This is a genomic window from Rhodococcus pseudokoreensis, assembly GCF_017068395.1.
Taxonomy (GTDB): Bacteria; Actinomycetota; Actinomycetes; order Mycobacteriales; family Mycobacteriaceae; genus Rhodococcus_F; species Rhodococcus_F pseudokoreensis.
This window is the reverse complement of record NZ_CP070619.1, coordinates 4,891,689-4,914,208: the sequence shown is the minus strand read 5'-3', so window position 1 is coordinate 4,914,208 and position 22,520 is coordinate 4,891,689. Positions and strand designations below refer to the sequence as shown.

The following is a 22,520-nucleotide window of genomic DNA, read 5'->3' as shown; positions in this document are numbered from 1 at the left end:
GCCCCGTCACGCTCCGGTCAGAGGAAGGAACTCTCCTTCGTCAGCCCGTAGCGGGGATGTTCACCGATCACCATCGATTCGAAGATGCCGTAGCCGACGGCGTCGCCTTCACGAACCCTGATCACACAGTCACGCAGTTGATGCACCTCGCGTGCCGTATTCTCCTCGGAGACATCGGCATACCGCTCACCGTCCAGGTGGGACGGACCGTGCCACTGCCCGTGGCGGTGCCCCTTGAAGCCGAAATACAGGCCGGTACCGAGATGGAAACCGGTGTCGCCGATCGGTTCGATCTCGAGGGTCCGGGTCTCGCCCCAACCGGAGTCGAACGTCATCTTGCCCCCGAGGAGGCGGCGGTTGACGGGATCGTACTTGAGTTCGTCCCGCATGCCGTGAAGCTGCCGCTGAGTGCCGTCCGGCAGGTTCTCGAAACCCGAGAAGTAGGTCACGGCGCCGTCGACCCACTGCAGGTAGTGATGGATTTCGTAGCTACTTCCATCGGGACGTTGCATCCACATCGGACTCCAGGTGAGGATGAAGTCGCCATCGAGGCGCTGCGGCTTGAAGACGTCGGGCGCCGTCTCGCCGACGTCCATCCGCACTCCCCAGGAGTGGTCGCGGAAGCCGAACCATTCCTCGTCCCGGACCTCGATCCGCTCGCCGTCGATCCAGATCTCGCCGCTGATCGTCGACGCCTGGTGGTAGCGGAGGAGGTCGGACTGCACCCGGAAGCCCTGCGGCTCACGCTGGACGTCCTTCTGTTCCAGGAACGGCGGCAGCACTCCGGTGATGGTGAGGTCGAATCGCAGTGGGACCACGTCGTTCTCCTGCAGGACCCAGCGCACCTGACGGAGAGGCTCGATGACCTCGTAGTCCAAGGGCCCCACGCCGATCCGCTCGCCATCGAGATCGAGCTGCCTGCTGGCACGGACCGTCAGCTGCTCCTTCCCTCGCGAAACGCCGGCGAACATGTCCATCACGTTCCGGTTGTGGTATTTCCCGAGGCCGATGTCGACCTGAATGGACCCGTCGCGGGCGAACAGCGACGCCCAGAGTTTCTCCGTCCAGGACGTGTCGGCGTGGCTGATGGTCGCGAAGGTTTCGGGCGTCTGGTGACACAACAGCTCGTCGGCGTGAATGAGTTTCTGCATCGATTGGCGCATGTGGGCGCCTCCTCTCAGGAGTTCGGGCGGATGGGCGAGAAGGATCCGGGCATGTCGTGTGCCACCAGGGCACCTCCGAAGATGGCCGCGGCCTTGTCGTCGTCATCGAATGGATCGGGGTAGAGCGCAAGGGTCTTCGGCGACATCTCCCAGTCGACGTGGTCGGTCACCCCGGCCTGGGCGGCGAAGGGGCGAAGACCTGAGGTGTACATGGTGGTGGCGGCCAAAATTCGGTCGCTCCGGTCCATGGTGGCGAACTTCTGATACAGGCCCATGTGGCATCGGCTGAGATCCGCGGCAACACTCGGCCAGTCTTCCGGCGCGATCAGTTCACGGGTGCCGTCGGCGCGGTACCCGTACACGGCAGCTTCGTCGACGACGGCGAGAAGTTGATCGGGTTCGGTGAACGTTGTTCCCCAGTCGTTGATTTCGAACTCGGTGAACTTCGAGCGGTCGAATGTCAGGACCATCGTCAACCCGGTGTAGGGCGGGTCCAGATCGTCCGTCCATGGATACGCCCACGAGCTGGGGCCGAGGGAGAGATAGTCCCGCACGATCGTCTGCCGGTTTCCCGTCGGCCGCGGATACGGACCGGAGTCGCAGATACCGACCCGTGAGTCACAGAAGTACAGGAACGAGTATCCCGAGACCGTCGCGTTCAGCCGCTTGAGGCTCTTCGCAGTGGTCGCGTCCAACACCGTTGCCGCGCCGACCAGCTCCTCGACGACTGCTGTCGACAGGTAGCGGTTGGTGAATCCGGCGTCCTTGTAGTCGAGTGTGCCGTCACCACGGTGCGCCAGGGTGAGCCGGCGCCAGAAGTCCACGACGGTGCGAATATCCTCCCGGTGGTCACCGGGCTCGATGGTGCCCATCTGTATCAGGCACTCTCGACCGCAGAGGAAGTGGTAGCCGATCATCCAGATCCACAGCGGGCTGACCTTGTTCGGCCCCTCACGCAACCGGCGACCCAACTCTTCAGCCGGCACAGCCGCCTCGATCACGCGTATCCGATCCACGTAGCTGTGGAAGTCCTCGATGACCGACAGCGACATGTAGGGCAGCATCGGAAACAGTTCGGAGGTGAAACCGGAGCGGCGCGTCAATTCGGGTTTGAATGCCCGGCCCATGTGCTGGACGAGGTCGTCGAGGCGGTCGTCGGTGAGTTCCTCGGAGATGAGTGCCTCGAGCGCAGCGCCCGTCACGTCGACCATGAAGTCCTTGACGGCGATCTCGTCTCCCACGCGCCGGATGTATTCCCACCACGCGGCGCTCACATCCGATCCGGTTTCAGTATCCGGGGAAGCCACGACCCCCGTCTGCTCCTCGATACGGAGCGTGACCTCGGTACCGTCGGGGATGTCCTCGGACAGTTCGGTACCGACCAGGCACGGGACCTCGAACTCTCGTGACACGATCGCCAGGTGCGAGCGGAGTGTTCCATCCAGGCAGACGATTCCCCCGAGCCGACCCAGGATCGGCGAAAGGAATGTCGTGCCGCCCGACGCGACGAGCGCGATCGTGGACTCGAGGTCGCTGTCGAGGGAGGCGATCACGTCGTCCGGCGACCGGAAATGGTGCACTGTTCCGGTGACCGGCGCGAAGGAGTACGACGGATTTCCCTTGCCGAGAATGGACATGACCTAGCCTCCCAGTGGACGGAAGCAACCGTCGCGGTTCTGCGGAACGAAGACGCCGCCGATCAACTGCAGCGCGAGGTCCGGGTCGCTGAACTTCTGGAAGGATTCGGCGATCCGCGGCGTGATGGCCCAATCGATCTCGTCGTAGCAGCCGGCGAGTCGTGCCCACGCCTTGAGCTTCCATGCGTACATCTCGGTGGCGTACAGGTTGCGTTCTTCGGCGTCGGTCTCGGCCAACCGCTGGTACAGCGCTCGGTGCGCCTTCCGGATCGCCTTGGTGGCCTCCTCGACCTCGTCGGCGCCGAGTGGGCGGAGGGTGCCGCCGTCGGTGCAGAACACTCGGGTTTCGATGATGTCGGCCTGGTAGTCGCTCGGCGTGAACCAGGCTGTGCCCCAGACGTTGTTGTCCATCTTCACCGTGGCGGGCAGCCGGTGGGCGATGACGAAATGGTGGTAGGGCAGCGTTTCGCGGATGCCGTCGACCCAGGGGAAGTCTCCGTCACCGTCCGTGCAGGTCTCGCGCAGCGCCAGGAACGTGCCGTCCTCGAGTTGATAGGGCCCGGTGTCGCACACCGCGGTGCGTGCGTCGCAGTTCTCCAGGAACGCGTACGCGGTCAGCCGCGCACCGAACTTGCGAATCCCCGCCTTGACCTCGTCGTCCGCGGGAACCAGGTGGGACCGGATCTCCGCCAGCAAGTCGCCGCCGATTACATGGGAACTGTTCTGCGGCTCCGCGTCCATGTTGAACAGGACGTTGTCGGTGCGGATGGCGATGGTCGCCTCGCGCCAGAAGCGCAGCACCTCGAGCTGGTCCTCCAGACCGTCCGACAGGGTGTTCTCGCCGAGGTCGACGAACAGTTCACGACCGGTGAGGTAGTGCAGCGGGGTGGCCGCGAGGTTGATGAAGCTGCGCTTGTTGCCGATGGGCAGAGCCTTGCGCACCAGTTCGGTGGGGGTGGCGTGCTGTCGGATGGTGCGGATGCGCTCCGGCACCCGGAGGTAGTCCTCCATCATCGACATCAGAATGTAGGTGTTCATGCCGAACAGTTCCGACTCGAACACGGTCCGCGCCGACAGTTCGGACTTGTAGGCCGCACCCGCGGCGTGCACAAGCCAGTTCCATTCCTCGAGTGTGGGCTCGTAGGCCGGGTCGGTGTACAGGGCCTCCACGTTCACGGGAGTGGTCAGTTGTGCGGTCACGCCGTCACCGCCCCGGCAGCGACGGCCACGCGTGCGGTCTCGGTATCCGACAGGTCCAGGACCACGGTGTCGCCGTCTGCGACGGCTCCGGTCAGGTCGGCGGCGAGCACGCAGGGGACGTCGGACTCTCGCGACAGGATCGCGAGGTGCGACTCCCGGCTACCGGCCGTACAGACGATCGCGCGCAGGTCCGGCAGGATCGGCGACAGGAACGTCATTCCGCCCTTGCTGACGAACGCGATAGTGTCCTCGAGGTCGTCGTCGTCGATCGACAGCACGTCGGCCGTGTCGTTGAACCACCTCGCAGTACCGCGAACCTCCCCTGCGGTGAATAGGTTGACACCGGTCCCGACCTCGTTCAGGTCTCCGCTCATCACATACTCCGTTCGGCCCATTCGTGGGCGTGGGATTGTCTTGAACACGCACTTTCGTCGGTGCCAGGAACGCTACGAGCCGCTGTGTCGTGCGCCACAGTCCACTTTGGGGGACAGTCTCGATGCCCCGTCGGCCGGTCGTCGAAAATGGATCCATGGCAGGGGACGCAACGGAAATCGTTCTGAGTAATCAGGATCTGCGGGAGGTCGCCGCGTTCGCCGCGGGGTGCGCGGAGGGGGTGCTCGAGATATTCGAGGCCGATCGGCCGGACGACCCCCGGCCCCGCGGCGCGATCACTACCGCGTGGGAGTTCGCTCGGGGTGGTGAGCGCGGGAAACCTCTCCGCGACGCGGCGTGGGCGGCGCTCGCGGCCGCCAAGGGCACGGACACCGAGGCTGCGCGCGAGGCGGCGTGGGCAGCGATGGCCGCGGCAGGCGCCGCCTACCTGCATCCCTTGGCGAAGGCCACCCAGGTCAAGCACATTCTCGGAGCGGCCGCGTATGCGGCCAGGGCGGCCGAACTCGTCGCCGGGGACGATCGGACCGTCGGCGCCGAACACGTCGGGCTGGCGGTCCAGCGTGCGACACCGGTCGTCGTCGACGTACTCGGACGTTTTCCGGCGGCACCGGGTGGCGGCGGACGGGTCGGCGAACTGATCCGCATGCTGGACGCCGCCCTTCGCCGCTGACGGACGACTGATCTCCGGCACGGCGTGTAATTCATCAACTGTTGACCCAGGTCACTGGGCGTGCCTAGCATCGAATATGCGCGCCATGATTCTCAAGGAATTTCGCGAACTTCGGCGGGACCCCCGCACATTGGCGATGTTGATTGCGCTGCCGCTTCTCCTGCTCGTGATCTTCGGCTACGCCGCCAACTTCTATGTCTCCTCGGTCGAAACTGCCGTCATGGGCCCCTCGGCTCAACAGGTGAGCACGTCGTTGCCGCCATTCTTCGATGTGACACAGACAGACGTCGACGGCTCGACCGCGCAGGCGACGGATTTGTTGCGGGAGAACAAGGTCGACGTCGTCGTGGTGACCGGATCGACCCCGGCCGAGCAGTCGACGGCACTGGTCGACGGCTCGAATCTGTTCGCTGCCCAGTCGACGGTGTCGATCCTGAACAAACTCGGCGACCAGGTCCGCACCGAGGTGCTGTTCAATCCCGAACTGAAGACGTCGTGGGTGATGGTGCCGGCGATCATCGGCCTGATCCTGACCTTCATCGGCACGATCGTCACCAGCATCGGTCTGGTCCGGGAACGTGAGGCCGGGACCCTCGAACAACTCGCGGTCATGCCCATCCGGCCGAGCCAGGTGATCTTGGGCAAGATCGTGCCGTATTTTCTGCTCGCCGCGCTGGACATGACCGTGGTGACGGTGCTGGGCATGGTGCTGTTCGGGGTGCCGTTCAACGGCAACGTGCTCGTGTTCGCGCTGGGCGCCGCGCTCTTCCTGTTCGTCGTCCTCGGTCTCGGTGTGCTGATATCGACGATCTCGCAGACCACCGGACAAGCGATCCAGACCGCATTCTTGTTCCTGATGCCGCAGATTTTGTTGTCCGGCATGATTTTTCCGCTCGACGCGATGGCGGCGGGGGTTCGCTGGATCGGTTACCTGCTTCCGCTGACCTACTTCACGATGATCTCGCAGGGCGTGATGTTGCGTGATGCGCCGATTTCGTCGCTGTGGCTGCCGTTGGTCGTGCTGGCCGTGATGGCGATCGTGGTCTTCACCGGGTCGACGCTTCGTTTCCGGCGAGATCTCGCGCCCGACGTCTCGAAGGCGGGCAGGCCCGAGGGGTCGAAGTCGGTCGATCCGACCGGTGCGGACGCCTCGTGATCGCCGCGACCGAGTCCGTCGTCGTCCGGTTCGGCGACCGGACAGCCCTCGACGGAGTGAGCATCGACGTACCGGCCGGCCAGGTGGTGGCCTTGGTCGGAGGAGACGGGGCGGGGAAGTCGACCCTGCTGCGGACGTTCGTGGGGGAGGTCCTCCCCGACAGTGGGACCGTTCACGCCCCGGGCAAGCACGAAATCGGGTTCCTCTGTGCGGGCCCGGGTAGCTGGGCGGCGCTGACGGTTCGGCAGAACATGGATTTCGTCGGCGGCATCTACGGCCTGAGCGGCAACGAATTGGCCGAGCGGCGCGAGGAACTCATCGACCGGGCCGGGCTGGGTGACGCGGCGGACCGACTCGCCTCGGCATTGTCCGGAGGGATGCGGCGCAAGCTGGGCACGGCGATGGCCATGCTGCACCGACCCAAGATGCTGATCCTGGACGAACCGAGCACCGGCGTCGACCCCGTGAGCCGCATCGACCTGTGGCGGTTGATCTCGGAGGCCGCCGCGGACGGTGCGGCCGTGGTGATGTCGACGACATATCTCGACGAGGCCGAACGCGCCGGGCATCTCGTCGTCCTGGACTCCGGCCGAATCCTGACCCAGGGCTCCTATGACGAGGTGCGGGCCGGATTCACCGGCGCCATCACCTCGGCAGCCGATCCCGTGCGACCCGAGTGGTCGTGGCGCCGCGGCCGGGAGCGTCACGAGTACTGGGAGGACGGACACCCCGGCACCGACGCCGCGACCATCACGCCAGATCTCGAAGACATCGTCATCGCGCTGTCTCTTTCACGTCGGCGGGAGGTCGGGGCATCATGACCGCTGAGGTACTGCGGGCACGCTCGGTGACCCGGAAGTTCGGTGACTTCACTGCCGTCGACTCGATGTCGATGACCGTCGCCCCCGGCGAGGTGGTCGGCCTTCTCGGCGCCAACGGGGCAGGGAAGACCACGCTGATCCGGATGCTCCTGGGTCTGCTCGCGGCGACGGAGGGCGCGGTCGAGTTGCTCGGCGGCCCGCCGGACCGAACGCGCCGCGCGCGCATGGGCTACGTGCCCCAGAACCTGGGCCTCTACCGCGATCTGACCGTCGAAGAGAACCTGGCCTTCAGCGCGGAGGCCTACGGTGTCCCCGTGCCCGCGGTTCCGGCCGAACTCCACGACGCGCGCAACACCCTCGTCCGTGAACTGGCCCTGGGCTCGCAACGACAGGTCGCGTTCGTCGTGGCTCTGGCACACGAACCCAACGTGCTGGTGTTGGACGAGCCGACGTCCGGCGTGGACGCACTGTCCCGGGCACGGCTGTGGGACACGATCCGGCAGCAGGCCGACAACGGCGTCGGCATCCTCGTCACCACCCACTACATGGAAGAAGCGCAGCAATGTGATCGCCTGTTGCTGATGTCGTCCGGGCAACTCGTCGGCGCCGGCAGCGAGGACGACATCATCGGCGACACCCGCGCGGTCGCGGTGCACACGCAGGAATGGGCACAGGCATTCGCGGCACTGAACGATGCCGGAATCCCCGTGATCCTGGACGGCCGTGCGATCCGAGTCCCGGACACGGATCCGGCGACGATCGATTCTGTACTCGACTCAGCCGGCATCGCCGCCGACATCCGGCCCGTGCGCGCCACCATCGAAGAGCGCATGCTGGTCCTCGCGCGTGCCGGAGCACATGGATAGTCGCGCTCCCGGCAGGCCGAAGGTCGTCGCAGATTCCGCCGACAAGCGCGACACCATTCTGAGGTCGGCGCGAGAGCTGTTCTCCGATCGAGGATTCGACCGAACGACGATGCGCGCCATCGCCGCCCGGGCCGGAGTCGACCCGGCGCTGATTCATCACTACTTCGGCAACAAGAACATGCTGCTGGTGGCCGCCCTCCAGCCGGAGGTCGACGCGAAGACCGTGTTCTCCGGAATCACCCCCGAGACCGACTCGCCGGGTGAGATCTTCGTCCGACGCGTACTCGAATTCTGGGAGACGAACCCCCAACAGCGAGCACGGGCAATCGCGCTGCTGCGGGTCGCCGTCACGCACGACGAGATCGCCTTGCGGGTACGAGATTTCTTCCTCGGACTCGTGCAGCGTGCACTCGGCGGTGTCATCCGCAGCGATCACCAGGACGAGCGCTACGCACTGGTGGTCAGCCAAACGGCCGGGTTGGCGATATCGAAATACATCCTCCTGCTACCCGACGTCGCGAATGCCCCCATCGACACCCTCGCTCAGCGCGTGGGGCCGAACATCGACAACTACCTTTTCAGCGACTTCGACGAGTAACTATTCGCGGCGTTCGACCACTGCATGCTCCTTCGCTGCTTCTTCCCGGTCGATGCGGGCGAACACGAGATGCTGCTGACCGTAGGTCCAGATGTTGTTGCTCACCCAATACAGCAGAATCGCGATCATCAGGAACGGGCCGCCGGCCAGAACGCCGAGGGGGAAGACCCACAACATCAACTTGTTCATCATCGCGGACTGGGGATTCGCGGCTGCCTCCGGACTCTGCCTCGCCAGCGACGCCCGCGCGTTGAAGTGGGTGGCCAGGCCGGCGATCACCATCAGGGGAATCGCCACCGCGGCGATCGTGGCCACCGTCGGGATTCCCCCGTGCGAGGCGAACGACGCCAGGGTGCTCTGCGGGCTGGTGATCGCCACCGAGATCGGCGCCCCGAACAGGCGAGCGCTGAGGAACGACTGCACGTCGGCGGCACTGAAGATGTAGTTCGCGGTGTGCGCGTTGGCCTCGGGTGACATGCCGAGCTGGCCGAGGCCGGTTCCGGTGCGGTTGAACGAGCGCAGCACGTGATACAGGCCGATGAACACCGGCGCCTGCACCAATGCCGGCAGGCAGCCCATCAACGGATTGAACCCGTGCTCCTTCTGCAGCTTCTGCATCTCGGTGGCCTGACGCGCCCGATCGCCGGAGTACTTCTTCTGCAGTGCCTTGATCTGTGGCCCGAGTTCCTGCATCAGGCGGGTCGTGCGAACCTGTTTGATCGCGGGTTTGAGCAGGAGGATCCGGAGAGTGAAGACCAGGAAGACCACCGCCAGGGCCCAGGCGACGCCGTTGTCCGGGCCGAGTACCGCGCCGAACACTGTGTGCCAGAACCACAGGATCGCGGACACGGGGTAATAGATGAAGTCGAGCATGGGAGCACCTCTTTGCTGCACGGCGCGGCGAGACCGCGGCATCGTGCGAGTCGGAGTTTCACGCCTGATTCGAGGACCAGGGACGTGAATGGGGACTGAGTCGACGAGGCAGCCGACGCAATACCCGAAGGTGCTACGCGGCGGCGGCCAGGACCCGTCCGGGTGCTCGGGGAAGGCGAGGGCGGCCGGGGGTGTCCGGGGCGCTCTGACGACGGAACGCGCCACGCAGGCGCTGCTCCTCACGGGGTGGACCGGTCGCCGGCTCCGCCAGCAGGTGCAACGGCGACCGCGCATGACCGGCGACGGCGAGCAGGAAAACGATCGCCACCGCGGCGCCCACGATTGCAGTCGGCCCGTCGATCGCGAGCGTCGCGGCAATCACCAATGTCAGCACGGCAACCCACGCGAGCTGAACGATGTTCAGCCCCTGCGCGAGAACAGACCGGATCCGTGCCATGCGTGCAGCATACCGAGCACGCCGACCCTTGCGAAGCCCGCAGCCGATCAACAGGTCGCGGGGGATTCCGGGCCCGAAGGTAGTCGATCAGAACTGTCGAGCGTCACGCTCGATTAGGCACACCTCCGTCCGTGGGCGGGGCGCGAAAGTCTGGTGATGCAGCCCGCGAGTCATGCGGCGATTAACCTGGCGTGATGGCTGCAATCCCGGATTCCACCGTGGGCACGAACACCGCGGTGTCCGGCCTCGAAAGCACCTTCGCCGACGAACTGGGCGCCCTGACGGTGCCGTGGCAAGGCGCTCCCGCACCTGACCCCAAGCTGCTGGTGCTCAACGAGCAGCTCGCGGCGGCGCTGCGGTTGGACGTACAGGCACTGCGAAGCGAGGACGGGGTCGGGGTCCTGTCCGGTTCGACGGCACCGACCGGGGCCAAGCCGGTCGCGATGGCGTATGCGGGCCATCAGTTCGGCGGGTACGTCCCGCTCCTCGGGGATGGTCGGGCGTTGCTGCTCGGCGAACTGACCAGCAGTGATGGGCAGCGCGTCGATCTGCATCTCAAGGGCTCGGGGCGAACGCCGTTCTCACGGGGCGGCGACGGGTTCGCCGTAGTCGGCCCGATGCTGCGTGAATACCTCGTCAGCGAGGCAATGTACGCCCTCGGCATCCCCACCACCCGCGCACTGTCGGTGGTCGCGACGGGCGGGCACGTGCACCGAGACGGCACCGAACCCGGCGCCGTGCTCGCCCGGGTCGCGGCCAGTCACCTCCGGGTCGGCACCTTCGAATACGCCGCGCGGCAGGGCGGGCTGTTGCAACCGCTCGCCGACTACGCGATCGCCCGCCACTACCCGGAGCTGACCGACCTGCCGACGACGGGCGCCGGCAACCGTTACCTGAGATTCTTCGAGTCGGCGGTCGAGGCGCAAGCGTCACTGGTGGCACGGTGGATGCTCACCGGTTTCGTGCACGGGGTGATGAACACCGACAACACGACCATTTCCGGGGAGACCATCGACTACGGTCCGTGCGCCTTCCTCGACGCATTCGACCCGGCAGCGGTGTTCAGTTCGATCGACCACGGCGGCCGCTACGCGTTCGGCAACCAACCCGCCGTGCTGAAATGGAATCTGGCGCGCTTCGCCGAAACGCTGCTCACGCTGATCGATTCCACACCGGACGACGCGATCACCGCGGCGTCGGCAGCCCTCGATACCTTCGACGAGCGTTACGACGGCCACTACGCGGCCGGCATGGCGGCAAAGCTCGGTCTGGCCGGCGCACCCCTCGACCGAACACTGATCGACGACCTCCTGGCGCTGATGAAAGACCACGGCGTCGACTGGACAAGCGGTTTCCGTGCTCTCGCCGACGAACTACGCGGAAACTCGACACCACTCGACGCCCTCGCACCGCGCGAACACACCGGGCCGTGGTTGCAACGCTGGCGGGGCGCCCTGACCACACATGGGCGCGAGGCAGCAGAGACCGCAGACGCAATGGACCGCGTCAACCCGATATACATCCCACGCAACCATCAACTCGACGCAGCATTGCGGGCCGCTACTGACAGTGATCTCGCTCCATTCGAGAAGCTACTGGAGGTCGTCACCCATCCGTTCGACCGCCGGGACGAATGGTCCGACTACACGACACCCGCCCCGCAATCATTCAGCCGAACATTCCAAACCTTCTGCGGCACATAAATTTCGCACGAGGATCAGGGTCGTCGCACTCTCCATCGGCGAACGCGTCCGGCATCCGGCGTTCCGGTTCGACGAGACCCCGCCGGCGATCGCCGACACAGCCTGTCGCTGTTACTGCACTTGTAGCAAGTAGCTACACCTCGTGGGAGGGCAGCAATGGCAAGTAGTGCAGACAAGGTCACCCGCACGGCAGCAGACCTGGTGGCCAGAGCCAAGGCCGAAGGAGAACGGCAGCAGCCGAGTGAAACGACGGTCACACAGCAGCGCCGGGACCCTGAAGTAGTTCGACGTCACCGGCGTGCATCGACTCGCCGCAGTGTGTGCAGCGAAGGTCGACGTTACTGACCTCGCCGCAGGCGTGGTGGCGGTAGAGGACCGGTGAGCCCGCCTCCCCCGCGAGCCAGTTGTCGCCCCAGTTGGCCATTGCCATCAGAACGTCGAGGAGTTGGATGCCTTTCTCCGTCAGGACGTATTCGTACCGCGGCCGCCGGTCGTAGGGCCGGCGCTCGAGCACTCCACGCTCCACGAGGTGGTTGAGCCGTTCAGTCAGGACCTTGCGCGAGATGCCGAGGTCGGCCTGAATCTGCTCGAATCGGGTGAATCCGGCCCACACGTCACGCAGGATCAGCGGCGACCAGGGCTCACCGATGACGTCGAGTGTTCGCGCGATCGAGCACGCCATCCCACTGAAATCTGTGCGTTGCATGGATCCAGCCTACCAATTGGGGTTCCCTCAAGGAACTCACGCTGTTACGCTCATGGAGTCTCCTGAAGGAACCCCGAAAGGAACACGACGATGAGCAAGGTCATCAGCGCCCACGCAGTCTCGGTCGACGGCTACGTCACCGGCCGCAATCCCGGACCCGGTCGCGGAATCGGTGACGGGACTTCCCTGTTCGACTGGTACGGCGACGGCAACACCCCCAGCGTGTTGTTCGACGGGTTCAGCCTGAGCGAGCCCAGTGCCCAGATCTTCGACACCCTCGCCGGACGCGTCGGTGCGGTCGTTACAGGACGCAACACATACGAGGATTCCGGTCGTTTCGGCGGCGGCAGCCCCCACCCGACCGCTCCCGTGTTCGTCCTCAGCCATCGGCCTGCGCCCGAGATGTCCGAGCAACAGACGCTCGTCACCAGCGGCATCGAGGACGCGGTCGCGGCGGCGCGCGAAGCCGCCGGCGACAAGGACGTCAGCCTCATGGGCGGCGGAGTCCTGACCGCGGCCTTGAAGGCCGGGCTCGTCGACGAGGTGGTCCTGCACCAGGTGCCCGTCCTGTTGGGCGCCGGTCGCCGTTTCTTCCAGGAACTCCCGGAGCACGTGCAACTCCGCCTTCTGGAGGCCGTCCCGGCGCCCGGCGTGACCCATCTCCGCTACGCGGTGGTCCGATGACCCTCCCCACTGGCGGGCCCACCCCACGACACCGGCCTCGCGCCGGCACCCCCGATGAAGGAGCAGACCCATGCTTGACCCCGACGTGCGCCGAGTACTCGACGGCACCTCGATCGCTCACCTCGCCACCGCCCTCCCGGACGGCTCGCCCCACACCGTTCCCCTCTGGATCGGCACCCACGACAACCGAATCGTCTTCCTCACCGGTCCCGGCTCACGCAAGGCACGCAACCTGCGCCGCGACCCGCGGATGGCGCTGTCCATCGCGCCCGTCGACAACCCGTTCGAACCCGTAGTCGTCCGCGGGCGGGTCGTCGAATGGCTCGACGGCGATGCCGCGTGGGAGATCATCGACCAGCTGTCCACGAAATACACCGGCGCGCCCTACCCCCGAGACGAAGAGCGCGTCGTGGCCGTGATCGAGCCCGAGCGACAGACCGTCGGCGTCGGCTGAGCCGATCGCTGCTTGTTCATTCCGGAGGTGAGCCGTCCCGGCGCTTCAGCGTCGCGGTCAGGCCCGCCAGGAGGATGTCGACTCCGCGTTCGAGTTCGGCGGCGCCGTCGTAGGACGCCAGCACCGGCGCCAGACCACGCAGGAGCGGGAACTCACCGATCGGCAGGCGGTGCAGACCGAGGCGCAGGAGGTCGTCGGATTCGTCGGGGCGCTCGACGAGCTCCTGCAGTTCGTTGAGGACGTGCCCGTAGAGGAAACCGAACAACGCCCGATAGACGTGCAAGGCGTCGGCGTCGGTGAAACCCGCCCGGGTCAGCAGGGTCAGGATGTCCTCGAGGGGGCGCAGGGTGCCGAGCGGCCTGAGCCCGAGCGGGGTCGACAGCGGCCGGGTAACCAGGAGCGGCACCACCTGAGGATGGGCGAGGGCCAGCCGGCGGAAACCCCGCGCAACCTCCCGAAGTTGGGTGGCCCAGTCGCCGTCACCGGTATCGACCTCCAGTTCGTCGAGCACGCGCTCCGCGAGACCGTCGAGCAGCGCTGCCTTGTTGGGGGCGTGACGGTAGAGAGTCATCGGGTCGCGGTCGAGTGCCTTGCCGAGGCGGCGCATGGACAGCCCGTCGATTCCGTCCCGGTCGACGATCTCGAGCGCAGTTTCGAGTATCCGCTCCCGGGTGATCGGGCCGCCGTCGGAGTGGATCGAACGACGTTCGGGCTCATCGGCCATCACGACACCTCCACCAACACTGTAGGCCTGAACTGTAGATCTACAGTGTTGACAGCCTGAGGAATGCAGCGTTCACTTCAGGGTGAAGCATGGCGCGGGCCGGAAATCGGGAGTCGAATATGGCGATATCCGACATCAAGGAATACGCACATCTCACCGAGGAGGATGTCGAGGCGCTCCGCTCCGAACTCGACGCCATCCGGCGGGACATCACCGATTCGCTCGGTGAACGCGATGCCACGTACATCCGTCGCACGATCGCGTTCCAGCGTGCGCTGGATGCCGCTGCGCGCCTGCTGATCCACTGCAGCCGGGCGCGAATCGGGTGGATCCTCGGGACGACGGCCCTGGCTCTGGCCAAAAGCGTCGAGAACATGGAGATCGGGCACAACGTGTCCCACGGCCAGTGGGACTGGATGAACGACCCGGAAATCCACTCCAGCACGTGGGAGTGGGACATGGCAGGCGTGTCGTCCCAGTGGCAGTACTCGCACAACTATCGCCATCACGTGTTCAGCAACGTGGTCGGGATGGACGACGACCTCGGGTTCGGCGTCATCCGCATCACCCGCGACCAGCCGTGGAAGCCCGACAATCTGCTGCAGCCGCTGCGGAACCTTTTGCTGGCATCTACATTCGAATGGGGCATCGCCTTGCACGGCCTGTATTCCGAACGGGACCGCGTCGACACCGCCGCCGAGAAAAGCGCCCACACCCGCGCACTGCTCGGCAAGATCGCTCGACAGGCCGGCAAGGACTACGTGCTCTTCCCCGCCGTCAGCGGGCGGCGGTGGCGACGGACGCTGACCGCGAACCTCTCGGCCAACCTGCTGCGAAACCTGTGGGCGTACGTCGTGATCTTCTGCGGGCACTTCCCGGACGGCGCAGAGAAGTTCACGCCCGCGGAACTGGAACACGAGACCCGGGCCGAATGGTATCTACGCCAGATGCTGGGCACCGCCAACTTCCGGGCCGGAGCGGTGCTGGCGTTCCTGAGCGGCAACCTCTGCTACCAGATCGAGCATCACCTGTTCCCCGACCTTCCCAGCAACCGCTACGCGGAAATCGCAACGAGGGTCCGTGATCTGTGCGAGAAATACGATCTGCCGTACACCACCGGTTCGCTTGCCAAGCAATACTTCCTGACCCTGCGCACCATCCACAAGCTGGCGTTCCCGGACCGGTTTCTGTCCGCGACCGCCGACGACGCTCCCGAGACCGCGTCCGAACTGAAATTCCGGACCGCCCTCACCGAGCCCGCCGACGGAGGCACCGGACGGCGGGCGGGACTGCGCACCGCGTTGCGCGAGGCGACAGCGAACCGCCGACGACACGCGAAAGGGCGCCGACGGACCTGACGCCCCCGCCTGCTCCCACAAGGGGGTGGGAAAGGCGCACCCTTGGGTGGCTGTCGACCGACTCCTTCCAGGGGCAGTGTTGGTGTGGTCAAGGAACACTCGACCACACACCAGCAAGGACTCCGCATGTTTCGCCACACCGCCATTCGCGCCGGCCTGATGTTCGCCGCAGTCGCATTCTCCGTCACCGGCGCGGCCGGAATCGCGCACGCCATGCCCGCTTCGACGGGCGGCGGTGACGTCGCCGTCACCTCCCAGTCGGACCGTGACAATCGCGACCGGGATCGGCGCGACCGTTTCGACGACGACGCGCAGGGCGCGATGTGCCAGGGTCAAGCCATCGTCGACCACCCCAGCTGCTCCTCGCTGCCGTACTGATCCCCTCGACCAGGGTGGCTCAACGCCGCTGCCGCGTTCAGTGCGGCAGCGGCGTATCGTCTGCCGCAAGGTAACCCCGCGCCCGATGGCTTCGCCCATCGACCCGCCGACTGCGCGGGGCATGACAATGCTCGTCCAGACACTCACGGTCTTCGTCGACGACGAGCCCGTCCCCACGCACCGTCTCTGGCACCCCGGTGACACCGTGACCGCCACACTCTCGTGGCTCGACGAACAGGAGCTTCCCGCCGAGATCCGATCACTGGCCGAGGAGGGGCCGAACGATTCCGGCAGAGGCGCCTTCTACGTCGACAGGTACCCGGGGTTCACGACCGTGCCCGCAATGTCCGTGCGCGGCGTGGTCGCGTCGATCGAGGTCGTCGCGAACCTCGCACTGAGTACCGACGACGGCTGGAACATCCTGCCCGGCACCGTGCAGATGTGGTGCGTGCCCGACACCGGCACGTGGCGGATGCCGAATCTGCAGTGCTCGATACCCAGCACCGCCCGCGACTTCCGGTTCATCGAACAGCACGAATACTTCGAGCGGTACGGTCTCGCCACACCGACGTTCCGTCGGGATTCCCGGTACTTCAGGGTGGTTCTCTACCTGACCGGGTGAGCGCTACCGGGCACGTGACGGCCCCTCGAAGAGATCCGACCAACGGACATGGGGATGCGCCTCGAGCAGTGCCCGGCGCTGACGCTCGGTCATCCCACCCCAGATGCCGAATTCGACACGATTGTCGAGCGCATACGCGCCGCATTCCATCAGCACCGGGCAGTGCCGGCACAGCGCGGCGGCCTTGCGCTGCGCGGCGCCTCGCACGAACAGCCGATCCGGGTCTCCGTCTCGGCACCGGCCTCGCGTTATCCAGTGGAGTTCCGACATGTGAAGTCATTCCCCTCTCGAACACCGAACACGGTCAGGGCACTGGGAATGCGGGCACAGCCCGATGAAACAAGTGAAAGATTCAGCTGCGGACAGGTTTTCGCAACACATCGGCTCCGGCGACGAGGCGCGATCGACAATCGCACCGATGACAGATTAACTGCACCCCGTGCCGATCGCGCGTCGAAGCCTGGATCAGGCGCTTGGATCAGGTGCTTGGATCAGGAACGACGCGATGAGCGGATCGCGTAGATCACGGCCCCGAGCGCGAGGGCGATCACACCCGGAATCACCGAGGTCAGGGGAAGGAACGCGGCGAGGACGATGCATCCGGTGGCGCCGACGACCGCCACCAGGCGCGGCCACGGTTTCTCGGACAGGGTCCAGGCGGACGCGTTGGCGATCAGGTAGTAGACCAGCACGGCGAACGAGGAGAACCCGATGACACCGCGCAGGTCGGCTGTCGCGGCGAGGAGCGCCACCACCACACCCACCGCCAACTCCGCCCGGTAGGGCACCGCGAACCGGGGGTGGACGGCGGCGAGCAGGCGCGGCAGGTGGCCGTCGCGCGCCATCGCGAATGTCGTCCGCGACACCCCGAGGATCAGGGCGAGCAGCGAGCCGAGCGAGGCGATCACCGCGGCCACCCGGACGACCGGCTCGAGGCTCCCGAATCCCGCAGCGGCAACCGCCTGGGCGAGCGGATCCGTCGCGGCCGCGAGGGCGTCGGCACCGAGCGCGTTCAGGACGGCGACCGCCACGCACAGGTACACGACGAGGGTGATCGCCAGGGCGAGGGGAATCGCCCGGGAGATGGTCCGGGCCGGGTCCTTCACCTCTTCGCCGAGCGTGGCGATCCTGGCGTACCCGGCGAACGCGAAGAACAGCAGACCGGCAGCCTGCAGAATCCCGGTCACGCCGTGGCCGGACGTGATCTCCAGGCCGTCGAACCCGGTGTCGGGGCCGGTCAGGCACACGACGACGACCGCGGCGAGGACGGCGAGCACCGTAAACACGATGAGCCGGGTGGCCAGGGCCGACTTCTGCACACCGAAGTAATTCACGGCGGTGATGGCGACGACGGCGACCACCGCGACGAGATGCTCGCGCCCGGGCCAGGCGTAGGCGCCGACGGTCAGGGCCATCGCGGCACACGACGCGGTCTTGCCGACCACGAAGCCCCAGCCCGCCAGATACCCGAAGAAAGGTCCGAGGCGTTCACGCCCGTAGACGTAGGTGCCACCGGACTGCGGATACAACGCGGCGAGCCGGGCCGACGAATTGGCATTGCAGTAGGCGATCACCGCGGCCACCGCCAACCCGACGAGCAGTGCGCCGCCGGCAGCGGACGCAGCAGGCCCCAGCGCGGCGAAGATCCCCGCCCCGATCATCGACCCGAGACCGATCATCACCGAGTCGAACACACCCAACCGCCGCCGCAACTGCGGAGTCGCAGCCGGGTGCGCGTCGTTGCCGTCCGAAATCTCGTCACCGGTCATGCGTGGCAGTTTCCCCTTCGAACGTGCGGATGTCTGGCCGCCCAACGCTAGCGCCCTCCGGTACGCAGACGTGAACTCCACGGGGTCAATCGGTTTCGCTACTGCGGCATACTCGCGGCCACGAGCAGGACCCCGACGGCCGGGTGTGGACTTCGCATTCGAATTGTCGGTAACCACGCGAAGGGGTGATTTCTGCCAACCGCCCGGACCATAATTGGTCCATCGGGAAACAGACACTCCGGACATTGTCTGCAACCCGAGACTCATCGGCCGGTGGCAGCCGGGCGACAATCGAATCAAAGGTGAGATCAGATGAACACGTTCGCATTGCGCACGGCGGTTACATCGGCCGCGATCGCCACCGCTTTTGCACTCGGTTCCGGCGTCGCAGCGGCGGCACCGGGATTTCATGGAGACCCGAACACACCCGGCGCGCAACTCCACGTCCACAGCGAACCGAACGACATGAACAGCTATCAGTGCGGGGCGATCGGCGTCGGGGGTGCCGGAGTCGGATCGAACTCCCCCGGAGGCAGCGGGCAACTCAACGGCGTCTTCTTCGGCAGCGGCCCGGTTCAGGGCGGTTGCATCGGCAACGACGGATCGGTGCATTTCCCGTCCGGACGCGCCGAGTAGTAAGAGCCCGAACTGAAGGCGCCTGACGCGATCACTGATATCGAGTCGGGTGGAGATCCCGTCCGACGATGACCGTGCCGCGGCCGCACGGTGAGCGTCGCTGCGCGTCACCATCGAACTCACGGCTATATCATCATTTGACTGCAACCGCTAGAGTCGCATGGATGCAAATACGACTCCGTGCTCGTCGAGCGCACCAGACCGGACAGACTTCCCGTGGCCGTTGACAGCGCTGATGCCGTACTTGACGGTGACCAGAACGACGAGCGCCTCGCCCGCGCGGTGATCGAGGCCCTCCAGGCGGGCAGGTCGTGGGAGCACATCGCCACGCATCTCGGGGTTCCACCTCCAGCCATCCGCGACGGGCTCGGCATGACCGATCGGGACTGGCAGGAGGCAATCGTCGCCCACGAGAATGCCTGCGCGGCCCGGCTCGGCGACTGTCCTGGTCCGGGCGCTCGTAGACGAGACCGCAGTCTCGACCGCCCGCCGCTGACCCACGATTCTGGGGCAGAACCGACTGCCCGGCAAATGTCGGGCAGCGGAATTTGCTAGAAAATGAGGCGTGGATTCTGAACAGGTCTTCGGTGGCGGTGAGCCGCAACGGGTGGGCAGCTTCCGCTTCTTCCTGGACGGGCAACGGTGGGAATGGTCCGAGGCCGTCGCACAGATGCACGGCTACCGGCCCGGCGAGGTCACTCCGACCACCGAACTGCTGCTCTCCCACAAACACCCCGAGGACCACCCGCACGTCGCACGGGTCTTGGACCGGATGATCAATGACGCCGAACCGTTCTCCAGCAAACACCGCATCATCACCGCCACCGGCAAGGTCCGCCAGGTCGTGGTCGTCGGCGACCGCATGCACGACGACGCCGGCGCCGTGATCGGCACGAGCGGGTTCTACATCGACATCACCGACTCCCACCGCAGCGACGTCAAAGACTCGGTCGACGAAACCGTCGCCGAACTCGAGCAATCGAGGGCGGTGATCGAACAGGCCAAGGGGGCGTTGATGCTGGTCTACGGTATCCCCGCCGACCGCGCGTTCGACATCCTCACCTGGCGCTCACAGGAAACCAACACCCGGCTCCGCACGATCGCCGAACACATCGTCGCCGCATTCGACGAACTCGAACCCGACACCGGCCTGCGCACCCGATTCGACCACCTACTGCTCACCGCCCACCAACCATCCCACCGACCGCAGTAGCGGAAAGGCCCGCGGGCTGTTCAGCGCGCCGACCCCCCCCTACCCGGTGTGACGCCCGCTGTACGCGCACAACGTGCCCCATGCCGCGGCGACGCCGGCGGCCTTGGCCTTGGTCGCCGCATCGGGAAGCGTGAGCCCGAAGACCGCGGCATCACCGAAATCGGAGACCACCCGGACCGCGACTGCGGCGCGTAGCGCCGCCCCGGCAGGTGCCGTGACCAGGGCCAAGCCGCTCGCCGCATCACGCACCCCCACCGCCCGGATCACCGTCGCGACCTCGGGAGGGACGACGCCGTCGACGCGGGTGAGTTTGCAGGGCTTCGCGAGAAGTTTCGGTGAGACGATGATCGCAACACTGTATGCGGCGGTCAGGACACCCAGAACCCGGGGAAGAACACGCGCGGCGGAAGTCGACATAGCGGCCGTATACCCCGCACCGGCGTGGCCCACGCTCCCACCGCTCACCCGGACCGGCTCATCGCCGCCCGCGCCTGCCCCTGGGCCAGCAGCGTCACCATCGTGCGGCGCCTGCTCGGGCTGGAAGAAGCTCTGACGGGCTCACCGGATGTGACGGCAGTTACTTTCCAGCGATTCTCTTCAGCGCCGAGCGCCGGGTCATTACCCTTGACTGCACACCCTGCACCCGCCCCTTCCGGGCGACACAGGGCGTGAAGCATCCGGGGTGACTCCCGGTATCACCGATGTCGAGCCCAGGCATCGACGCACCCAGGCACCTACTGCTGTGGATGTGGCGGCGAACCGAATTGCCGTCCCGGATCCCCGGACCACAGCAGGCGGGGGCGTAAACCCTCCATTGCACGCGATTGTCGAGGAGATCCCACCAACCCAGGCCGCCCATGTCATTGATGTGCCGTCACGCCACCGACGACCGTCCGCCCGACCGCGGCCCCGGATGAACACCCGCACCTCCCGGGAAGATCGCTCCCCGTTCGACTTTCGAAAGCGACCCACTCCACCATGCTCGACCATTCGCACCACCCCACCGATCAGGACTGGCAGCATGTCGCCTCCTGCCGCGGCACCGACACCGACATGTTCTTCTCGCCCGACGGAGAACGCGGCAGCGTCCGCGCCCGACGCGAGCACGCCGCCAAACAGATCTGCCACAACTGCCCCGTCCTCGCCGAATGCCGCGACCACGCCCTCACTACCACCGAGGCCTACGGCATTTGGGGCGGCATGTCCGAAACCGAACGCACCCGTCACACCCGACGCACCCGCCACGCCGCCCGACCCCCACGCGCGTGGGAGCGACGAACCCACTAACAGGGTCGATCGCTGCCGTGTGGGAGCGTCGTCGCTCTACTCGCGGTGGGCGAAGGCCTTTGAGCTGTCCATTGTCCAAGAACCGGCTCCGCATCCAGTTGGCGTGTCGTGGGCTCGGCAACGTCGGGACCAGCGTGGTGTCCGCTCTCGGGGCCACCCCGCACGTAGAGACTGTGATGGCAGTCGCCCGCAGGCCCACCGCCTGGACCACCTCGAAGACCACCTTTGTCACCACCGATATCGCGACCGGTGACCTGCGCGCTGTTGTCCGTGGCGCGGACGCCGTGATCCATCTCGCCTGGTTGTTCCAGCCGACCAGAAAGCCCGCTGCGACGTGGCGCAACAACGTGCTGGGCGCCATCGGCGTGTTCGACGCCGTCGCCGCCGAACGAGTACACGCCCTGGTATATGCGTCGTCCGTGGCCGCCGACTCCCCGGGACCCTCCGACCGGGAAGTCAGCGAGAACTGGCCCACCCACGGGTGGCCCGGAGCCGCGTATCCCCGAGAGAAGGCCTATCTCGAACGTTGGTTCGACGCGTATGAGATCCGCAATTCCGCAGTCCGGGTGGTGCGGAGGCGGCCAGGGTTCATCTTCAAACGCGAGTCCGCGACCTCACAGCGCCGACTGTTCGGCGGCCCATTCGTTCCGGGTTCGTTGGCCCGCCGCGCAGCTGTGCCCGCCGTGCCGCTACCGGACCAGCTCCGGGTACAGATCCTGCACACCGACGATGCCGCAGCCGCATACGTACAAGCAGTCCTCCCGCCGGTACACGGCGCATACAACCTCGCCACCGACCCTCCCGTCGATCGGCGGTTCCTGGCCGACTACTTTGGGGTCTCCGAGCGGGAAGCGGCCTGCCCACCGCACCCCTGGCTGCAGACACCGCCCGCCGCCGATGCAACGAAATCACCACCGGCGTCGGACGCACACCCTGAATAGCGCTGTTGTGCCCGCTCGCCGTTCGGCGATGACCAGCGCCCCGGCCGGCCGGTCTCACAGCGTTCCGGTTCGCTGCTCGGCCGCGTCACCCGCAATGAAGCCGGCAATAGCGAGACTTCAGCACGCAGATGCCTACGCGAGTTCCACGATCGCGGCCCCGAACCCGCCGGTGGTGCCACGACCTGCGCTGTGCCGTCGCATCGGTTAACCC

The 22,520-nt window shown here is 66.2% G+C and carries 26 protein-coding genes and 1 pseudogene; 15 read left to right on the top strand and 12 right to left on the bottom strand.

Going from position 1 to position 22,520, the window contains the following annotated elements:
* Positions 1-17: 17 nt before the first annotated feature.
* The 4 genes from JWS13_RS27615 to JWS13_RS27600 are packed head-to-tail and all read right to left on the bottom strand — an operon-like array spanning position 18 to position 4,374.
* A complete protein-coding gene (locus JWS13_RS27615) occupies positions 18-1,163 on the bottom strand; it encodes an Rv3169 family protein (RefSeq protein WP_241032339.1) in 1,146 nt (381 codons plus the stop codon).
* Between the two features lie 14 nt (positions 1,164-1,177).
* Positions 1,178-2,800: a PEP-utilizing enzyme gene (locus JWS13_RS27610; protein ID WP_206008531.1), complete on the bottom strand. Its 1,623-nt coding sequence runs from the start codon at positions 2,798-2,800 to the stop codon at positions 1,178-1,180.
* Between the two features lie 3 nt (positions 2,801-2,803).
* The gene (locus tag JWS13_RS27605; protein WP_241032338.1) at positions 2,804-4,000 is read right to left on the bottom strand and encodes a hypothetical protein; all 1,197 of its coding nucleotides are present in this window, start codon (positions 3,998-4,000) and stop codon (positions 2,804-2,806) included.
* Positions 3,997-4,374, bottom strand: coding sequence for a PEP-utilizing enzyme (locus tag JWS13_RS27600; RefSeq protein ID WP_206008529.1), 378 nt, complete (start codon positions 4,372-4,374; stop codon positions 3,997-3,999). Before JWS13_RS27600 ends, JWS13_RS27605 begins: the two co-directional genes overlap by 4 nt.
* A 155-nt stretch (positions 4,375-4,529) precedes the next feature.
* Here JWS13_RS27600 and JWS13_RS27595 point away from each other — a divergent pair, with 155 nt between their 5' ends.
* The 5 genes from JWS13_RS27595 to JWS13_RS27575 all read left to right on the top strand — a co-directional run bounded on the left by JWS13_RS27595 (position 4,530) and on the right by JWS13_RS27575 (position 8,504).
* Positions 4,530-5,063 carry a putative immunity protein gene (locus JWS13_RS27595; RefSeq protein WP_206008527.1) on the top strand — a complete coding sequence of 178 codons (534 nt, stop codon included), beginning with the start codon at positions 4,530-4,532 and terminating at the stop codon, positions 5,061-5,063.
* A gap of 76 nt (positions 5,064-5,139) precedes the next feature.
* On the top strand, positions 5,140-6,219 hold the full coding sequence (locus JWS13_RS27590) for an ABC transporter permease (protein WP_206008525.1): 1,080 nt from the start codon (positions 5,140-5,142) through the stop codon (positions 6,217-6,219).
* On the top strand, positions 6,216-7,040 hold the full coding sequence (locus JWS13_RS27585) for an ABC transporter ATP-binding protein (RefSeq protein ID WP_206008523.1): 825 nt from the start codon (positions 6,216-6,218) through the stop codon (positions 7,038-7,040). Before JWS13_RS27590 ends, JWS13_RS27585 begins: the two co-directional genes overlap by 4 nt.
* Positions 7,037-7,906 carry an ABC transporter ATP-binding protein gene (locus JWS13_RS27580; RefSeq protein WP_206008522.1) on the top strand — a complete coding sequence of 290 codons (870 nt, stop codon included), beginning with the start codon at positions 7,037-7,039 and terminating at the stop codon, positions 7,904-7,906. Before JWS13_RS27585 ends, JWS13_RS27580 begins: the two co-directional genes overlap by 4 nt.
* Positions 7,899-8,504 carry a TetR/AcrR family transcriptional regulator gene (locus JWS13_RS27575; protein ID WP_206008520.1) on the top strand — a complete coding sequence of 202 codons (606 nt, stop codon included), beginning with the start codon at positions 7,899-7,901 and terminating at the stop codon, positions 8,502-8,504. Before JWS13_RS27580 ends, JWS13_RS27575 begins: the two co-directional genes overlap by 8 nt.
* Before the next feature lie 6 nt (positions 8,505-8,510).
* On the opposite strand, the pseudogene yidC reads toward JWS13_RS27575, so the two are convergent.
* Both yidC and JWS13_RS27565 read right to left on the bottom strand, forming a co-directional pair.
* Positions 8,511-9,377, bottom strand: a pseudogene (gene yidC, locus JWS13_RS27570) (membrane protein insertase YidC); the annotation flags it as partial.
* Between the two features lie 133 nt (positions 9,378-9,510).
* On the bottom strand, positions 9,511-9,834 hold the full coding sequence (locus JWS13_RS27565) for a DUF6412 domain-containing protein (protein WP_206011968.1): 324 nt from the start codon (positions 9,832-9,834) through the stop codon (positions 9,511-9,513).
* Between the two features lie 194 nt (positions 9,835-10,028).
* Here JWS13_RS27565 and JWS13_RS27560 point away from each other — a divergent pair, with 194 nt between their 5' ends.
* Positions 10,029-11,537 carry a protein adenylyltransferase SelO gene (locus tag JWS13_RS27560; protein WP_206008518.1) on the top strand — a complete coding sequence of 503 codons (1,509 nt, stop codon included), beginning with the start codon at positions 10,029-10,031 and terminating at the stop codon, positions 11,535-11,537.
* A gap of 253 nt (positions 11,538-11,790) precedes the next feature.
* On the opposite strand, the gene JWS13_RS27555 is transcribed toward JWS13_RS27560, so the two are convergent.
* A complete protein-coding gene (locus JWS13_RS27555) occupies positions 11,791-12,243 on the bottom strand; it encodes a winged helix-turn-helix transcriptional regulator (protein ID WP_206008517.1) in 453 nt (150 codons plus the stop codon).
* Between the two features lie 90 nt (positions 12,244-12,333).
* Between JWS13_RS27555 and JWS13_RS27550 the strand changes: the two genes are divergently transcribed.
* Together JWS13_RS27550 and JWS13_RS27545 are read left to right on the top strand one after the other, a co-directional pair.
* Complete coding sequence (locus tag JWS13_RS27550) at positions 12,334-12,927, top strand: dihydrofolate reductase family protein (protein ID WP_206008516.1); 594 nt, start codon at positions 12,334-12,336, stop codon at positions 12,925-12,927.
* A gap of 70 nt (positions 12,928-12,997) precedes the next feature.
* Complete coding sequence (locus JWS13_RS27545; RefSeq protein ID WP_206008515.1) at positions 12,998-13,381, top strand: PPOX class F420-dependent oxidoreductase; 384 nt, start codon at positions 12,998-13,000, stop codon at positions 13,379-13,381.
* Positions 13,382-13,397: 16 nt separating this feature from the next.
* Here JWS13_RS27545 and JWS13_RS27540 read toward each other — a convergent pair whose 3' ends face one another.
* Entirely contained in the window at positions 13,398-14,105 is a 708-nt protein-coding gene (locus tag JWS13_RS27540) for a TetR/AcrR family transcriptional regulator C-terminal domain-containing protein (RefSeq protein ID WP_206008514.1), read from the bottom strand.
* A gap of 119 nt (positions 14,106-14,224) precedes the next feature.
* Here JWS13_RS27540 and JWS13_RS27535 point away from each other — a divergent pair, with 119 nt between their 5' ends.
* The 3 genes from JWS13_RS27535 (at position 14,225) to JWS13_RS27525 (ending at position 16,463) form a co-directional block, all read left to right on the top strand.
* A complete protein-coding gene (locus JWS13_RS27535; protein ID WP_206008512.1) occupies positions 14,225-15,463 on the top strand; it encodes a fatty acid desaturase family protein in 1,239 nt (412 codons plus the stop codon).
* A gap of 126 nt (positions 15,464-15,589) precedes the next feature.
* Complete coding sequence (locus JWS13_RS27530; protein ID WP_206008511.1) at positions 15,590-15,841, top strand: hypothetical protein; 252 nt, start codon at positions 15,590-15,592, stop codon at positions 15,839-15,841.
* Between the two features lie 85 nt (positions 15,842-15,926).
* Complete coding sequence (locus JWS13_RS27525) at positions 15,927-16,463, top strand: hypothetical protein (RefSeq protein ID WP_206008509.1); 537 nt, start codon at positions 15,927-15,929, stop codon at positions 16,461-16,463.
* Between the two features lie 3 nt (positions 16,464-16,466).
* Here the strand turns inward: JWS13_RS27525 and JWS13_RS27520 are convergent, their stop codons facing one another.
* Together JWS13_RS27520 and JWS13_RS27515 are read right to left on the bottom strand one after the other, a co-directional pair.
* A complete protein-coding gene (locus JWS13_RS27520) occupies positions 16,467-16,733 on the bottom strand; it encodes a WhiB family transcriptional regulator (RefSeq protein ID WP_206008507.1) in 267 nt (88 codons plus the stop codon).
* Between the two features lie 221 nt (positions 16,734-16,954).
* Complete coding sequence (locus tag JWS13_RS27515; protein WP_206008505.1) at positions 16,955-18,232, bottom strand: APC family permease; 1,278 nt, start codon at positions 18,230-18,232, stop codon at positions 16,955-16,957.
* 312 nt (positions 18,233-18,544) lie between these two features.
* Here JWS13_RS27515 and JWS13_RS27510 point away from each other — a divergent pair, with 312 nt between their 5' ends.
* Positions 18,545-18,868 (top strand): hypothetical protein, encoded by a 324-nt coding sequence (locus tag JWS13_RS27510; protein WP_206008503.1) that lies wholly within the window; start codon positions 18,545-18,547, stop codon positions 18,866-18,868.
* A gap of 150 nt (positions 18,869-19,018) precedes the next feature.
* Here the strand turns inward: JWS13_RS27510 and JWS13_RS27505 are convergent, their stop codons facing one another.
* The gene (locus JWS13_RS27505) at positions 19,019-19,201 is read right to left on the bottom strand and encodes a hypothetical protein (protein WP_206008501.1); all 183 of its coding nucleotides are present in this window, start codon (positions 19,199-19,201) and stop codon (positions 19,019-19,021) included.
* 232 nt (positions 19,202-19,433) lie between these two features.
* On the opposite strand from JWS13_RS27505, the gene JWS13_RS27500 reads away from it, so the two are divergent.
* Positions 19,434-20,081 carry a PAS and ANTAR domain-containing protein gene (locus JWS13_RS27500; RefSeq protein ID WP_206008494.1) on the top strand — a complete coding sequence of 216 codons (648 nt, stop codon included), beginning with the start codon at positions 19,434-19,436 and terminating at the stop codon, positions 20,079-20,081.
* Positions 20,082-20,120: 39 nt separating this feature from the next.
* Here JWS13_RS27500 and JWS13_RS27495 read toward each other — a convergent pair whose 3' ends face one another.
* Positions 20,121-20,498 carry a hypothetical protein gene (locus JWS13_RS27495; RefSeq protein ID WP_206008487.1) on the bottom strand — a complete coding sequence of 126 codons (378 nt, stop codon included), beginning with the start codon at positions 20,496-20,498 and terminating at the stop codon, positions 20,121-20,123.
* A gap of 561 nt (positions 20,499-21,059) precedes the next feature.
* On the opposite strand from JWS13_RS27495, the gene JWS13_RS27490 reads away from it, so the two are divergent.
* Together JWS13_RS27490 and JWS13_RS27485 are read left to right on the top strand one after the other, a co-directional pair.
* Positions 21,060-21,368, top strand: a complete 309-nt coding sequence (locus tag JWS13_RS27490; protein WP_206008485.1) for a WhiB family transcriptional regulator — start codon at positions 21,060-21,062, stop codon at positions 21,366-21,368.
* A gap of 71 nt (positions 21,369-21,439) precedes the next feature.
* Positions 21,440-22,309, top strand: coding sequence for an NAD-dependent epimerase/dehydratase family protein (locus JWS13_RS27485; protein WP_241032337.1), 870 nt, complete (start codon positions 21,440-21,442; stop codon positions 22,307-22,309).
* Positions 22,310-22,520 lie beyond the last annotated feature (211 nt).

What these genes read in the sequence shown, in the direction of transcription:
- JWS13_RS27540 (WP_206008514.1), bottom strand. Translation starts at nt 14,105, where the DNA reads ATGGCCGATGAGCCCGAACGTCGTTCGATCCACTCCGACGGCGGCCCG.
- JWS13_RS27560 (WP_206008518.1), top strand. Translation starts at nt 10,029, where the DNA reads ATGGCTGCAATCCCGGATTCCACCGTGGGCACGAACACCGCGGTGTCC.
- JWS13_RS27580 (WP_206008522.1), top strand. Translation starts at nt 7,037, where the DNA reads ATGACCGCTGAGGTACTGCGGGCACGCTCGGTGACCCGGAAGTTCGGT.
- JWS13_RS27545 (WP_206008515.1), top strand. Translation starts at nt 12,998, where the DNA reads ATGCTTGACCCCGACGTGCGCCGAGTACTCGACGGCACCTCGATCGCT.
- JWS13_RS27565 (WP_206011968.1), bottom strand. Translation starts at nt 9,834, where the DNA reads ATGGCACGGATCCGGTCTGTTCTCGCGCAGGGGCTGAACATCGTTCAG.
- JWS13_RS27525 (WP_206008509.1), top strand. Translation starts at nt 15,927, where the DNA reads ATGGCTTCGCCCATCGACCCGCCGACTGCGCGGGGCATGACAATGCTC.
- JWS13_RS27510 (WP_206008503.1), top strand. Translation starts at nt 18,545, where the DNA reads ATGAACACGTTCGCATTGCGCACGGCGGTTACATCGGCCGCGATCGCC.
- JWS13_RS27590 (WP_206008525.1), top strand. Translation starts at nt 5,140, where the DNA reads ATGCGCGCCATGATTCTCAAGGAATTTCGCGAACTTCGGCGGGACCCC.
- JWS13_RS27550 (WP_206008516.1), top strand. Translation starts at nt 12,334, where the DNA reads ATGAGCAAGGTCATCAGCGCCCACGCAGTCTCGGTCGACGGCTACGTC.
- JWS13_RS27530 (WP_206008511.1), top strand. Translation starts at nt 15,590, where the DNA reads ATGTTTCGCCACACCGCCATTCGCGCCGGCCTGATGTTCGCCGCAGTC.
- JWS13_RS27535 (WP_206008512.1), top strand. Translation starts at nt 14,225, where the DNA reads ATGGCGATATCCGACATCAAGGAATACGCACATCTCACCGAGGAGGAT.
- JWS13_RS27520 (WP_206008507.1), bottom strand. Translation starts at nt 16,733, where the DNA reads ATGTCGGAACTCCACTGGATAACGCGAGGCCGGTGCCGAGACGGAGAC.
- JWS13_RS27600 (WP_206008529.1), bottom strand. Translation starts at nt 4,374, where the DNA reads ATGAGCGGAGACCTGAACGAGGTCGGGACCGGTGTCAACCTATTCACC.
- JWS13_RS27495 (WP_206008487.1), bottom strand. Translation starts at nt 20,498, where the DNA reads ATGTCGACTTCCGCCGCGCGTGTTCTTCCCCGGGTTCTGGGTGTCCTG.
- JWS13_RS27490 (WP_206008485.1), top strand. Translation starts at nt 21,060, where the DNA reads ATGCTCGACCATTCGCACCACCCCACCGATCAGGACTGGCAGCATGTC.
- JWS13_RS27615 (WP_241032339.1), bottom strand. Translation starts at nt 1,163, where the DNA reads ATGCGCCAATCGATGCAGAAACTCATTCACGCCGACGAGCTGTTGTGT.
- JWS13_RS27515 (WP_206008505.1), bottom strand. Translation starts at nt 18,232, where the DNA reads ATGACCGGTGACGAGATTTCGGACGGCAACGACGCGCACCCGGCTGCG.
- JWS13_RS27575 (WP_206008520.1), top strand. Translation starts at nt 7,899, where the DNA reads ATGGATAGTCGCGCTCCCGGCAGGCCGAAGGTCGTCGCAGATTCCGCC.
- JWS13_RS27610 (WP_206008531.1), bottom strand. Translation starts at nt 2,800, where the DNA reads ATGTCCATTCTCGGCAAGGGAAATCCGTCGTACTCCTTCGCGCCGGTC.
- JWS13_RS27595 (WP_206008527.1), top strand. Translation starts at nt 4,530, where the DNA reads ATGGCAGGGGACGCAACGGAAATCGTTCTGAGTAATCAGGATCTGCGG.
- JWS13_RS27555 (WP_206008517.1), bottom strand. Translation starts at nt 12,243, where the DNA reads ATGCAACGCACAGATTTCAGTGGGATGGCGTGCTCGATCGCGCGAACA.
- JWS13_RS27505 (WP_206008501.1), bottom strand. Translation starts at nt 19,201, where the DNA reads ATGCGTGGCGATGTGCTCCCACGACCTGCCCGCCTGGAGGGCCTCGAT.